Here is a 12,688-nt window from a genome sequence, read left to right on the forward strand (position 1 = left end):
AGAGGCCGTCGATCCCTCTCGGGGGAGGCGTACGCCGAGTGGTGGCTGATCGCGAGCAAACCCGCTCTTACACGAGCGCTGCCGTCATGTCATTGAACGCCATGCTTGCGGGTTCCAGAGCCGCTCCGACCAAAGCACAACCTTGATGGACAGCTGTGATGGATGGTCGCCGCATCGGTAGGAGCCAGCTTGCTGGCGATCCAGCACCGGCCCCATCGTCTATCGCCTTTCGTTGAAGCAGCTCTGGCACAGCCTGAACTGTTTGCCTGCAATAGGCATGGCCTTGCCGCATTTCTGGCATTGGCGCGCGCCGCCGGACAGTTTGCGACGGTCCGAACTGCGCGGTTTGCGCTGTCGGGAGAGCTCGCGAGTAATGGCGCCGTTGAGCAGGCTGCGGTGGCTTTCGGCCTGTTCCAGGGCAGGAAAGTGCGCAGGCAGGGTGCGCGCCAGGTGCAGGTAGGTTTCGATGACGTGCAGCGAACTTTCCAGCGACGCCAGGTCCGCATCGATCAGCAACCGTGGCAGCGGAACCTCCTTGTCCTGCGCGACCTTCTTCAGCCACTGCTGGGCGTGATGGCTGGCCGGGCTGTCCAGACCACCACGGATCGGCGTACACGCGAAAATCCAGCGCAGGGGCAGGTCGATGGTCGGATCGTCGATCAGCTTGATCCATTCAGCCAGTTCGTCCGGCAGGACGGAGATGAATTCAGCACCGTAATTGATGTTGCGGTTGAAGGTCAGCCAGGCGCGCAACAGGCTGGGCTCGTTCATCAGTTCAGCGATAGCCTGCAGGTGTTCGATGGACGGCCGCACCTGGAACTGCGTGAGGTCGACGGGCAGGTCGGCGCTGTGAAACAGACGCTTGATCGATTGCAGCGTCTGCGCATCGAGGGCGGTGATCAGGCCACTATCGTGGTGGCCGAAGCGCCCGGCGCGGCCGCCGATCTGCTTGACCTCCTGCACCTTGAGCTGGCGGTTCTGGATGCCGTCGTACTTCTCGTCGGTGTAGAAGCACAGGGTATGCGCAGGCATATTCAGGCCCATGCCTACCGCGTCGGTGGCGACCATGATGTCCGCCTCACCTTCGCGAAAACGCCGCGCCTGCTCACGGCGCACCTCGGGCGAGAGGGCGCCGTAGACCACCGACACGCTCTTGCCAGTCATCTCCAGCAGCGCCTTGAGTTCAAGCACCGTCTTGCGGCTAAAGGCGACGAGCATCGAGCCGGGCTCGAGCTGCTTGAGAGTAGTGGCGCGTCGCGACACGTCGACCGGAGAGAGGCGCTTGGTACGCTTGACGACCAGTTCGTCCTCGCAGAGATCAGACAGTGTTTTCAGGCTCGGCTGGATCAGCTCCGGGCCCGTCATGATCAGGTCCTGCGTATAGGCGCTGACGAGCGCGTCGACCCAGGCCCAGCCGCGCTGCGAGTCAGCCATCATCTGGACTTCGTCGATCACCACCACGTCCCAGGATTCATGACGAAAGCGGGCGAACTCTTCCACGGTGCAGCAGTAATGCGTAGCGCCCTCACGGATGATCTCTTCTTCGCCAGTGACGAGAGAGCACGGCACGCCCATCGACTCGATGCGCTCCTGGTTCTCCAGCGCCATCAGGCGCAACGGGGAGAGGTAGATGGCGTGCTCGACAGCGGTCATGGCCTCGATCGCCTGGTGCGTCTTGCCGCTGTTGGTCGGGCCGAGCAGGGCGGTCCAGGTACGGGTGATGCGCCTGGCGGCATACAGCTTGTGGTAGTGGACGAAGCGCGGGTTGTTCTCCAGCAGCACGGCGAAGGCCATCTTCTCGCGATGATCCTCACGGGCGAAACGGATGGTCCGACGCAGTTTCTTCGGTTCCATCATGAACACTTCGGTCAGGCGCTTCTCGCCGAGCAGTTGCAGATCGAAGTCGCCAGCCTCGTCCATCATCATGTCGAATTTGGCTTGCAGCGCCTCGCGATCTTCCTGTTTGATCGCGGCGACTTCTTCCGTGGTCAACACATGGCCCTGGCCGCCCGGGATGCGCCGCTGCATGTCCAGCGCGACTTCGCCGTGGCGCAGCTCGACGACATAGCGCAGGTCGTGCAGCACTTCGTTCAGCGTATCCACGGCGCGGGCGGCGAAATCATCGAGGCGTGACAGCCGCTCAGGCAGGCGCTCCAGGCTGCGAGCCTTCTGCTCCTCACTCATGTGGGCGAAGGGCCGCTCCAACACGCGGAGCCGGTCGCGGGCCAGGCCCTCGATGGCGTCGCTGACATGCCGCTCGAACGCTTCGGCGGAATCGCTATCCGGGATGCGCAGCGCGAGGTCGGCTTCTAGCAGGGTCTGTACCGAGCCGCAGTCGAGCATTACCGAAACGCCGAACAGGTCCACCGTGCAGCTGAACGCGTTGACGTCGCGGTTGAGCAGCCGGCCGACCAGGCTGGTGGGTTCCGGCGCCCCGAGAACCGCTTCGACCGCAGGGGCCTCCAGGCCCAGCCAGAACAGCCTTGCGGCCCGGCCGATTTCTGGTGGTTGGTGACCGAGGTAGGTGCTGAACCACTGCTCCTGGTGGTTCTTCTTCGGCACGAAATCCGGGTGCCGCTCTGCCGCCCAGTCGAGGAAGCGCTGAAGGCGCTCGAGCTTGACGGTATTGCGGTGCTTGGCTTCGGCCTTGCGCATGATCGACCCCTCACTGATCAAAAGACTGCCCAGTTTGGACAATCGCGCGCGGCAATACGAGCAGCCGTCTCGACTGGTGGATCTGCCGGTGCGGACGCGGTCTCACTCCGGCTCGCCGAGTAGCGCCCGAGTGATCGCCTGGCCAACCTGCTCGAAGGCCTCCCCGGCTTCCTTGTTTTCGTCGAGGTCCTCGGCGCAGGCGACGACGATGACCGTGTTGGCTTGGCCTTCGGACAGCGGATCGATCACCCCGACATGGCAGGCCCGCTCCAGTTGCGTGCCCGTCTTCTGGATGAAGGGCGCTTCTTCGGGAAGACCGGCTTCGAGGCGGTAGGCGTCGTAGCGGTCGAGTTTCATGTCCTTGTAGAGCAGGTCGCGGCTGGCGTCGGACAGCAGGTCGCCTTCGACGAGCTTCTGCAGCAAGGTGCCGTACGCCTCCAAGGTGCTGGCATTGAGATTGCGCGCGTAATAGCGCGCATAGGCCTGCTCCATGCTCTCGGCGTTGAGTTCGGCGGTGCTGATGTTCAGCACTCGAGCCACGGCTTCGTAACGGGGCTTGCTGAAGGGCGCTGACGCCAGCTTGACCAGCTCGATATTCGGTAGCTCGCGAGCGTCCGGGTGCAGCTCCCCGTAAACGTCGCGTCGCACCTGGGTGAAGTCGGTGATGCGCTCGAACCCGGTGCCGCCCATGTTTTCGCGGGTGCGTTCATTGAGTCGGTCTTCGCCGACCAGCCGGATCAGCATATTGGCGGCGGTGTTGTCGCTCTCGATGAGCATTTCGTTGAGCAGATTGCGCACCGAATAGGCAACGCCCTCGTCTTGCCAGACGAGGTCGCCCGAGCCGTCGACCTTGTTGCTGGCCTGGAGGGTCATTTCCTCGTCGAGGCGATGTTCTCCCTGGTCGACGCCCTGCAGCACCGCGATGGCGATCGGCACCTTGACCGCTGAACCGAGGTACCAGAAGCGGTCCGCCTCGTACGCTAACGTTTTGCCATCGCCTAGGTGCTTGACGTAGACGCCCAACTGGCCGGGCGATTGCGCGTCGATGGCTTGGATATCCTGCTCCAGCGCGTTACGCCATGAATCCGACCAGGCTTGTTCCTTGTAGGCCCAGAGGGCCAGGCCGGCACCGGCCAGAATCGGCACCGCCAGCAATTTTCGAACGAGGGTCATAAGCGCAGCACTCCGGAGGCGGTAATGGCTTCGCCGGCACCGCGCAGGGCGTGTTCGGCCTTGGCGGTGGAGCCGGCGCCGCGTACGCAGGCGACGACCACGATGCGCCCGGACGGATCGGCCAGGCGGAAGGGCGGCGGGGCGATGAGCCCGGCATCGCAGATGCGCGACACCTGCGTGCCTGTCTTGTGGGCATAGCTCACGGTTGGGGGTAGCCCCGCCTTGATCCGCTGTTTGCCGGTCTGCACGCGTGACATCACGCCGAGCAGGTACTCGGTACTGGCGGGTGATAGAGCTTTACCCTCGACCAGCGCCGCGAGCAGCTCACCGTAGGCTTGCAGGCTGGCTGAATTGTTCGGCGTGGCGTAATAGCGTTCGTAGGCTTCGCTCAGGCGCAGCGGGGTGAATGACGATTGCGGCACGCCGAGCAGGCGGGCCAGCAGCGCCAAACGGCCGGACTCGCTGCGTTGCTGCTTGAGGCGCAGAAAATCGCGGCCCGACAGCTGTCGCGCATCGGGGTGGAATTCGCCGAAGATCAGGCGCCGGACGTCGGCCAGCCGGGTGATGGGCCCGAAGCCGCCCGGCGCGAGTTCGGCCGTCACCGCATTGACCGCTTCGAGCCCGACAAGGCTGATCAGCAAATCGCTGGCGGTGTTGTCGCTGTGGATCAGCATCTGGTCCATCAGGTAGCTCACGCTGAGCTCGGTGCCGGGCGCGTGGCTGTTGGTCGGCCCGGCGCCATCGACGTAATCGGATTCCATCAGGCGCACGGTGGTGTCCAGGCTCAGGCTGCCTTCGTCGACGCGGCGCAGGATGGCGATCGCCACGGGGACTTTCACGGTCGAGGCGAGATACCAGCTTTCCTCCGCGTGGTAGGACGCCGAGACGCCGGTATCGAGATCTTTGAGATAGACCCCCAGCTCGCCGGCGGTATCGGCATCGACCTGGGCGATGCGCTCGAGAAACGATTCGGCCCAGCCGAACCCTTCCCGGGCGGCGGCCGGCAGCGATGTGGTGATGAGAAACAGGGCCAGCACCAGGGGCAGGGCATGGCCGGCAAGGCGGTGGTGATTGACTCGGAGCAGCACTGCGATGGGTCTCCAGCGAGTGAGGTTGTGCGTTGGACCCCGCCCGTCGTGGCCCGTGCGCCGGCCAATGGTGACTAAATTCGTCCCGCCGCTGCCGCTGCGCTCGCTGATCGAACGAAGCCTCCCGGCGGGCGTCCTACTGCTGGTTGAGGCTCAGAGAAGTGGGAGCGGCGAGTGGAGCAGGTCAGCAGGGACAAGTTCATCGGGCTCGAATGGCTGCGCTTCACGCTCGGCCTGTACATCCTGTGCTTCCACACGTTGCACAACTATGCAGCGGATCTGCCCGGCTGGATGGCCGATCTCACCGGCGTTGGTTTCTTCGCCACCAGCAGCTTCTTCGCGCTGTCGGGATTTCTGCTGGCCCACGTCTATTGCCAGCAGGGGCGCATGCGCGAGCCGGCGCGAAGCTTCCTCAGCCGACGCTTCGCCAACCTTTACCCACTGCACCTGTTCTCGTTGGCGCTGACGGCAGTGGTGTTGCTGATCATCTCCAACCTCGGTATCCCGCCGGATGACGCCAAAGCCACGCTGCGGTTCGTGGTCTATGACACCAACGAGGACCTGGGCGCCGCGTCCCGCGAGACGCTCGAGCACTTCATGAGTAACGGCGAGCTTGCGCTCAATTTCGTCCTGCAGCTGTTGATGCTGCAGGCGTGGAACCCCTATTACCTGACGTTCAATCCGCCGCTGTGGTCGATCTCCACGCTGTTTTTCTTTTACCTGACCTTTCCTGTGCTGGCGCCGCGGCTGATGCGTGCCGACCGTACGCTCGCCTGGCTGGCGCTGGTGATTCTGCTCTACCTCTTGCCGCCGCTCTGGGTGATTCAGCAGCAGGAGTACGGCATTCCCTATACCGGCATGCTGCACCGCATGCCCTTGCTGCGCCTGCCCGAATTCCTGGCGGGTATCCTCGCGTACCGGTTGTATCGCCAGCATCAGGCGGCGGATCGCGTGCCGGGCGTAGCGGTGCGCGTACTGATGGGCGCGTTCGTGCTGTTCTGCTTTGTCGCTGCCATCCAGCTGCTGAAGGGCGAAAAGTACTGGTATTTCCTGCTGCACAACGGGTTGTTGTTGCCGGCTCAGCTGATGCTGATCTACCTGTTCGCACTGATGCGCTCGCCGTCGAGCGAGGCGGTCAATCGATGGGCGCAGCGCCTGGGGACGGCGTCGTTGCCACTGTTCGTGCTGCATGTTCCGGCCTTTGTGCTGTTCTCCCGATCAGAAAAGCTGCTTGGCGTGTTCTCGCCGCGTTGTTTCGATGACTGGGCTGCCTGCGCCGCGCAGGCGGGAGACCAGAGCTTGTCGCTGTGGCTGTACCCGCTCTATGTGTTGTTGACCGTCGTGCTCTGCATCTGGGCGCAGGAGCATGCCGTGGTGCCCACACGCCGATGGCTGCTTCGCTGGCTTCCCGTGCGGCCGAAGCATGGATGAGCAACAGCTGCCAGTGTGGCTCGGTACCGCCGGCTGGAGCCTGCCGCGGACGCTGTGGCCGCGATTTCCTGAAGTCGGCACGCACCTGCAGCGATACGCGGGCTGCCTGAACGCCGTTGAGATCAACAGCTCGTTCTACCGCGCGCACCGGCCCGCGACCTATGTGCGCTGGGCCGACAGCGTGCCGGCGGGCTTCCGCTTTTCCGTCAAGGTGCCTCGTCAGATCACCCACGAGCGGCGCCTGGCAGCGTGCGAAGCGCTGCTCGACACCTTTCTGAACGAATGCGGCCACCTCGGCGAGAAACTCGGTTGCCTACTGGTGCAATTGCCACCCTCGCTGGCCTATGAGCCGGACGTGGCAAGGCGCTTTATCGATACGCTGAGGGCGCGCCACTCGGGGCCGGTCGCAATCGAACCAAGGCACACCAGTTGGCTTGCCGCCGACTCCCTGCTGCACGACGCGCAAATCGCGAGTGTCGGTGCTGACCCGGCGCCGTTCACAGGCGCCGCCAAGCCGGGCGGCTGGCCTGGTATGCGCTATTACCGCCTGCACGGCTCGCCCCGCATCTATCACTCGCCCTATGGTGCGGACTGGCTTGCGGCCCTGGCCACGCGGCTGGTTGACGAGACGGCGGTGCCGTCGTGGTGCATCTTCGATAACACCGCCAGCGGCGCCGCCACGGCCGATGCGCTGGCGCTTGGCCGGCTCCTTGAGCAACGGCTTGGCTGATCGCGGTCGACACAAATCGAAACGCTATGCCCGCCGGCCGTCGAAGCGCCTGCACGCTTTTCCTCTACTGTTGATGGACGCGTTCACGATGAAGGAGTCGTTCGATGAAGAAAGCAGGCGTGGCCCTGGCATTGACCGGCATGCTCGGCGTTGCCGTAGCAGCCACCGTGGTCAAGCCACTGGCGTATGAGATCGATGGGGAAACCTTCGAAGGCATGTTGGTTTACGACGATGCCGTCAGCAAGCCGCGGCCTGGGCTGGTGATGGTGCCGAACTGGCTGGGCGTCACTGAGCGTTCCGCTGAAAAGGCGGCGCGGGCGGCGGGCGACCGGTACGTCGTGTTCATGGCTGACATGTACGGCAAGTCCGTTCGGCCCTCCAACCCGGACGAAGCCAAGGCTGCGGCGTCCGCGGTACGGGGTGACCGCCCGTTGATGCGCAAGCGCGCCCAGGCGGCGGTAGAGGCGTTCCGGGCACAGGACGAGGTGGCTATCGATACCTCGAAAATGGCCGCGATCGGCTTCTGCTTCGGCGGCGGCAGCGTGCTGGAACTGGCGCGCTCGGGCGCGGACCTGGACGCCTTCGTGTCGTTCCACGGCAACCTCGATACGCCTGATCCAAAGGATGCCCAGCAGATCAAGGCGCCGGTGCTGGTGCTGCACGGTGCGGACGACCCCGCCGTGCCCAAGGAGCAGGTCGATGGTTTCATCGCCGAGATGAAGGCCACCGACGTCGACTGGCAACTGGTGAGCTACGGCAACGCCGTGCATTCGTTCACCGATCCTTACGCCAATGTGCCGGGTCGCAACGAGTACAACCCGGAGGTCGCACAACGCGCCTTCGAGGCGATGAACGACCTGCTCGACGAAGTGTTCGCCACGCGCTGAGCCGTGGTCCTCAGCGTGGAATGATCCGCACTCGGCCGGCGGTGTTGTCGCGCCGCGCGGCCCGGTCGTTTTCGGCACGACCGGGAATTGAGCCGTCCTCGGCGCCGCGATCCGGCGTAGCCATGCCGTTGAGTTCGCGCTCATCGACGCTGACCGAGGCCGCGTCGGGGTAGCCGGTCGTCAATGTCTCGGTGCTGGCCGTCACGGGCGTCGCGTCATCCGTGCCCCAACTGGCGCTGCGCTCATCGATGTCGATCGCGCCGTTTCGCTCCATCGTCTGCTCGACCGCCTTCACCTGGCTGTCGTCCTCGAGCGTGACGGTGACGATCGTCGAGCCGCGACGGGCTGCCTCGGGATAGCGGCCGGCATGCTGGCTCGATTCGTTGCCGAAAAGCTTGTGAAAGAAGCTGCCGACTTTCTCGGCCACCGTCGCATCGCCGCCAGGCTCTTCGCCGATCACGTCCACGCGGCTGCTGTTGACGGTTTCAGGATTGAAGGAGGCGGAAATCTGGATGGCATCGCTGGCGACGCCCTGGCCGAGCAGGTCGCTCTTGACGCGTTCGGCTTCGGCGTAGCGGTCGAACGCTGCGATGAGAATCTGTGTCATGACGTTACCTTTTCATGGGCAGCACAGGCTGCGTTTCGTCCGCGGCAGGCCGCTCGACTCGAGCGCCTGCCTTCCTGACTGTTGGGCGTGGCAGGCGCGACGATGGTTCCGTGTGCAGGCGTTACCTGATGCTTCGTTTGCCACAATGGTGCGCGGGCGAACCATGCGGGGGCGCATCAATGCGCCCCCGCGGGGCGGGGTGGCGATCCTCTGCACCAGCATCTTGCGCAGCCTTGCAAGGTGGCGTTCGAACACCGTCAAACTGTTCCGGTTCACTTTGAAAGTGTTCCGTTAGTTATTTCGAATATGCCCGCTTTACAGATCTCCGACCCCTCATAACGCCCGATCTAGAGCGCCTGGCACGCTAGCTGCTATGTCCTTTTCGCCTAGGTGAAAGAAGCTGCTTCGTTATGCGCGCCGGTACTGGGATGCGTCCCGGCACGCTTGAACATATGACGAATCAAGGAAAAAACATGGTGGAAAGTTTGGGTGTAAGCAGACGCACGCTTCTAGAGTGGATCGGCAAGACGGCCGGCGCAGCCGCCATGTACCAGGCCATGACTTCGCTGGGCTTCGCTGCCGAGAGCCACGCCGACGAGCAGTTCGGCCTGAGTGGTGCGCCCAGTGGCACATCGGTGCTGGTGTTAGGCGCGGGGCTTGCTGGAATGACGGCGGCTTACGAACTGCGCCGTGCCGGGTACAGGGTCAAGGTGCTTGAATACAACGCCAAGGCCGGCGGCCGCTGCTGGACACTACGCGGTGGCGACCGCTTCGCCGAACTCGGTGGGGCTGTGCAGACCTGCCGTTTCGACGAGGGGAATTACCTCAACCCGGGGCCCTGGCGCATTCCTTATCACCACCATGCAGTACTCAATTACTGCAAGCGCCTGGGTGTGAAGCTCGAGCCCTTCATGCAGGTCAATTACAACGCTCTGGTGCATTCGACCGAGGCGTTTGGCGGCATGCCCAAGCGTTACCGTGAGGTTCAGGCGGACTTCCAGGGGCACGTCGCCGAGTTGCTTGGCAAAGCGGTCAACCAGGGAGGGCTGGATCAAAGCCTCACCCGTGAGGATCGTGAACGACTGTTCGAGTCGCTGCGAGCCTGGGGCGCTCTGGATCACGATGGGCTCTATCGCAAGAATATGGAATCGAGCCTGCGGCGCGGCTTCGCGGTCGATGCGGGCGGCGGTCTGATGCCGCTGCCCGAGGCTTCCGACCCTATCGATAGGCAGGCGCTGATTCAGTCAGGTCTCTGGAAGAAGCTGATCGACGGGCAGGAATATGAGTTCCAGAGCAGCATTTTCCAGCCAGTCGGCGGTATGGACATGATCGCTAAGGCTTTTGAGCGAGAGGTCGGTGAGCTGATCCGCTATGGCTCGAAAATCACGCGTATCGAGCAGGACGGGCAGGGCGTGACTGTCACCTACCAGAACAGCGATGGCAGCGGCGCAGCGATGCAAGAAACAGCGGATTGGTGCGTATGCACATTGCCGCTATCGATTCTTGGGCAGATTCCGGTCAGCGTCAGCCAGCCAATGCAGGCGGCAATTCGTGCTGTGCCTTATGACGCGTCCGTAAAGATCGGCTTGCAGTTCAAGCGCCGCTTCTGGGAGCAGGACGAGCACATCTACGGTGGCATCAGCTACACCGACACGCCGATCGAGAAGATCAGCTACCCCAGTACTGACTATGGCAAGGCTGGCTCGGGCGTGCTGTTGGGCGCGTATATCTGGGGGCCGAATGCATATGAATTCACCGCCATGACGCCCGAGGAGCGAGTACGGAAGGCAGTCGAGTACGGCGCCCAGTTGCATCCCCAGTACCGTGACGAGTTTGACAACGGGGTCGCAGTTGGGTGGCACCGTGTGCCCTGGACACAGGGCTGCTACGGCATGTGGACGGATGAAACACGCGAAAAGCATTACCGCACCCTCTGCCAGATCGACGGGCGCATCGTGCTTGCTGGCGAGCACGCATCCTACATACCGGCGTGGATGGAAGGGGCTATTCGCTCCTCGCAAAACGCCATCGAGCGCTTGCATACCCACATCGTCGCTACCCAGCGTGCAGCCTGAGCCGAAGGAGAGTTCCATGCAGCACCTTAACCGTGGTCTAACCGCCGCACTGGGCCTATTGGCCATGACCTGGCTGTCCGGGCCCGCTCATGCAGCCCCAGCACCCATGCTGTCGAAGGGTGACACCTTCGACGAGCAGAGCGGCGAAGCGCTTTTTCATGGCATCTGCCAAGGCTGTCATATGGACGGCGGGCAGGGCGCGATGGGCGCCGGCGCATATCCCGCGCTCAAGGCCAACCCGCGCGTCGCGGCAGCCGCCTATCCGATCTACATGGTCGTTAACGGCCAGGGTGGCATGCCTGGCTTCAAGGACTACCTGAGCGACCAGCAGATCGCCGAGGTGGTCAACTACGTCCGTAGTCACTTCGGCAACCAGTACGCCGACGTCGTCGATGCCGATGACGTTCGCAAAATCAGCCTTCGCTGACCCTCTACCGATTCTGGAGATGTATATGTTCCGTACCTTCCCCCTCGCCGCCACGTTGTTTTGTGCTGCCGTCGCCAGTGTTCAGGCCCAGGCAGCCGACGAGGTGATCCGTCACAAGATTCCTGGTTCGGACTTCCCAATCTCACTTGCAGTGGAAATCCCGGCGAGTGCAACCGTGGTCAATCTCAGCGGAGCAGTACCCAAGATCAATGAAGGCGACACGGAGGCACAGACTGTCAGTGTGTTGCAAAGCATCGAGGGCACGCTGGATCGCCTAGGCCTCGGTATGAAGGATGTGATCAAGATGCAGGTCTTTCTGGTCGGCGACCCTGCCAATCAGGGAAAGATGGACTTCGCCGGTTTCATGAAGGGCTACACGCAGTTCTTTGGCACCGAGGCGCAGCCCAATCTGCCAACGCGCTCGGTATTCCAGGTTGCCGGTCTAGCCAATCCGGCCTGGCTTGTCGAGATCGAGGTAACGGCTGTTCGGCCCTGATGCTGTGCCCGGGCCTCACTGGCCCGGGCTCGGTTGTGTCAACCGTTCACCACCTTCCCGCCATTGATGTGGATGGTCTGACCGCTGACGTAGGAGGAATCTTCGCAGGCGAGGTAGACGTATGCCGGGCCCAGCTCAGAGGGTTGGCCGCAGCGGCCCATGGGCATCTGGCTGCCGAAGCCTTCGAGCATCTGCGGGTCGTGCCGGCCGATGGTGGCCGGCTGTAGGGGCGTCCAGATCGGGCCGGGCGCGATCTGGTTGACGCGGATCTCGCGCTCGATCAGCTGTTGCGACAGGGCGCGGGTGAAGCCGTCGATGGCGCCCTTGGTCGCGGTGTAGTCGACCAGCATCGGGTTGCCGATGAACGAGTTGATCGAGGTGGTGTTGATGATCGAGGCGCCGGCCTTCAGGTGGGGCAGGGCGGCGCGGGTCAGGTAGAAGTAGCCGTGGATGTTGGTGGCGAAGGTGGTTTCCCACTGCTCGTCGGTGATGTGTTCCAGCCGAGTGCGCACTTCCTGCCGTCCGGCGTTGTTGACCAGCACATCGAGGCGGCCGAAGGCCTTGACCGTCTGCTGCACCGCGTCGTTGCAGTAGCGACTGTCACGCACGTCGCCGGGTAGCAGCAGGCAGCGCTGGCCCTCGGCTTCGATCATCTGCTGCGCCGCGGCGGCGTCCTCGTGTTCATCCAGGTACATGATGGCGACGTCCGCGCCCTCGCGGGCGAAATGCACCGCCGCCGCCCGGCCGATGCCGCTGTCGCCGCCGCTGACCAGCGCGACCTTGCCGGCCAGCTTGCCGCTGCCCTTGTAGCTGTCGCGAATGAACTCGGCGGGCGGGTTCATCTCGCTTTCCAGGCCGGGCTGGCGGTCTTGCTTCTGCGCGGGAATTTTGGGGTAGGCCATGACTGCTCCAGGTGGGTGGGTCGGTCTAGTTACGGCTGATACCCGCCGGGAAAGTTTCGGTCGGGTGCCGAGCGGGGTAGAGAGGACCGACCGTCGGAAGCGTGGCTTTCCAGGATAGTGGCACTTGGCTATTGCTTGCTTTGATCCTATAGTCCCGCCCCGCCCCGCCAAGGATGGCCGCCGGGCCCGTGCCGGGTTTTCCAGCCGTCCACACCCA

General features: G+C 63.5%; 11 protein-coding genes. 6 read left to right on the forward strand and 5 right to left on the reverse strand.

The genetic code is table 11. The features are described from left to right. Positions 1 to 219 precede the first annotated feature (219 nt). From M1D78_RS06485 to M1D78_RS06495, 3 genes are all read right to left on the reverse strand, one after another. A complete protein-coding gene (locus M1D78_RS06485) occupies positions 220 to 2,655 on the reverse strand; it encodes a helicase-related protein (protein WP_437420020.1) in 2,436 nt (811 codons plus the stop codon). A gap of 102 nt (positions 2,656 to 2,757) precedes the next feature. After that, a complete protein-coding gene (locus M1D78_RS06490; RefSeq protein ID WP_437420019.1) occupies positions 2,758 to 3,828 on the reverse strand; it encodes a serine hydrolase in 1,071 nt (356 codons plus the stop codon). Further along, positions 3,825 to 4,916, reverse strand: coding sequence for a serine hydrolase (locus M1D78_RS06495; protein WP_437420018.1), 1,092 nt, complete (start codon positions 4,914 to 4,916; stop codon positions 3,825 to 3,827). Before M1D78_RS06495 ends, M1D78_RS06490 begins: the two co-directional genes overlap by 4 nt. A gap of 174 nt (positions 4,917 to 5,090) precedes the next feature. On the opposite strand from M1D78_RS06495, the gene M1D78_RS06500 reads away from it, so the two are divergent. The 3 genes from M1D78_RS06500 (at position 5,091) to M1D78_RS06510 (ending at position 7,964) form a co-directional block, all read left to right on the forward strand. Beyond that, on the forward strand, positions 5,091 to 6,347 hold the full coding sequence (locus M1D78_RS06500) for an acyltransferase family protein (protein ID WP_437420017.1): 1,257 nt from the start codon (positions 5,091 to 5,093) through the stop codon (positions 6,345 to 6,347). Next, complete coding sequence (locus tag M1D78_RS06505; protein WP_437420016.1) at positions 6,340 to 7,077, forward strand: DUF72 domain-containing protein; 738 nt, start codon at positions 6,340 to 6,342, stop codon at positions 7,075 to 7,077. Before M1D78_RS06500 ends, M1D78_RS06505 begins: the two co-directional genes overlap by 8 nt. Before the next feature lie 140 nt (positions 7,078 to 7,217). Then, positions 7,218 to 7,964: a dienelactone hydrolase family protein gene (locus M1D78_RS06510; RefSeq protein WP_437420383.1), complete on the forward strand. Its 747-nt coding sequence runs from the start codon at positions 7,218 to 7,220 to the stop codon at positions 7,962 to 7,964. Between the two features lie 10 nt (positions 7,965 to 7,974). Here M1D78_RS06510 and M1D78_RS06515 read toward each other — a convergent pair whose 3' ends face one another. Further along, positions 7,975 to 8,571 carry a hypothetical protein gene (locus M1D78_RS06515; RefSeq protein WP_437420015.1) on the reverse strand — a complete coding sequence of 199 codons (597 nt, stop codon included), beginning with the start codon at positions 8,569 to 8,571 and terminating at the stop codon, positions 7,975 to 7,977. Positions 8,572 to 9,116: 545 nt separating this feature from the next. Between M1D78_RS06515 and M1D78_RS06520 the strand changes: the two genes are divergently transcribed. From M1D78_RS06520 to M1D78_RS06530, 3 genes are read left to right on the forward strand one after another with little or no spacing between them, the layout of a single operon-like run. Next, entirely contained in the window at positions 9,117 to 10,646 is a 1,530-nt protein-coding gene (locus M1D78_RS06520) for a flavin monoamine oxidase family protein (RefSeq protein ID WP_437420382.1), read from the forward strand. A 16-nt stretch (positions 10,647 to 10,662) separates the two neighbouring features. Next, positions 10,663 to 11,073 carry a c-type cytochrome gene (locus tag M1D78_RS06525; RefSeq protein ID WP_437420014.1) on the forward strand — a complete coding sequence of 137 codons (411 nt, stop codon included), beginning with the start codon at positions 10,663 to 10,665 and terminating at the stop codon, positions 11,071 to 11,073. A gap of 25 nt (positions 11,074 to 11,098) precedes the next feature. After that, positions 11,099 to 11,569 carry a RidA family protein gene (locus M1D78_RS06530; RefSeq protein WP_437420013.1) on the forward strand — a complete coding sequence of 157 codons (471 nt, stop codon included), beginning with the start codon at positions 11,099 to 11,101 and terminating at the stop codon, positions 11,567 to 11,569. A 38-nt stretch (positions 11,570 to 11,607) separates the two neighbouring features. On the opposite strand, the gene M1D78_RS06535 is transcribed toward M1D78_RS06530, so the two are convergent. Then, positions 11,608 to 12,471, reverse strand: a complete 864-nt coding sequence (locus M1D78_RS06535) for an SDR family oxidoreductase (protein WP_437420012.1) — start codon at positions 12,469 to 12,471, stop codon at positions 11,608 to 11,610. Between the last annotated feature and the right edge of the window lie 217 nt (positions 12,472 to 12,688).

The sequence above is a fragment of the Pseudomonas sp. SA195 genome, from assembly GCF_054131565.1.

Excerpts from the sequence above, each read along its gene's own strand:
- M1D78_RS06485 (WP_437420020.1), bottom strand. The coding sequence starts at position 2,655 with ATGCGCAAGGCCGAAGCCAAGCACCGCAATACCGTCAAGCTCGAGCGC.
- M1D78_RS06510 (WP_437420383.1), top strand. The coding sequence starts at position 7,218 with ATGCTCGGCGTTGCCGTAGCAGCCACCGTGGTCAAGCCACTGGCGTAT.
- M1D78_RS06515 (WP_437420015.1), bottom strand. The coding sequence starts at position 8,571 with ATGACACAGATTCTCATCGCAGCGTTCGACCGCTACGCCGAAGCCGAA.
- M1D78_RS06520 (WP_437420382.1), top strand. The coding sequence starts at position 9,117 with ATGTACCAGGCCATGACTTCGCTGGGCTTCGCTGCCGAGAGCCACGCC.
- M1D78_RS06490 (WP_437420019.1), bottom strand. The coding sequence starts at position 3,828 with ATGACCCTCGTTCGAAAATTGCTGGCGGTGCCGATTCTGGCCGGTGCC.
- M1D78_RS06535 (WP_437420012.1), bottom strand. The coding sequence starts at position 12,471 with ATGGCCTACCCCAAAATTCCCGCGCAGAAGCAAGACCGCCAGCCCGGC.
- M1D78_RS06525 (WP_437420014.1), top strand. The coding sequence starts at position 10,663 with ATGCAGCACCTTAACCGTGGTCTAACCGCCGCACTGGGCCTATTGGCC.
- M1D78_RS06505 (WP_437420016.1), top strand. The coding sequence starts at position 6,340 with ATGGATGAGCAACAGCTGCCAGTGTGGCTCGGTACCGCCGGCTGGAGC.
- M1D78_RS06530 (WP_437420013.1), top strand. The coding sequence starts at position 11,099 with ATGTTCCGTACCTTCCCCCTCGCCGCCACGTTGTTTTGTGCTGCCGTC.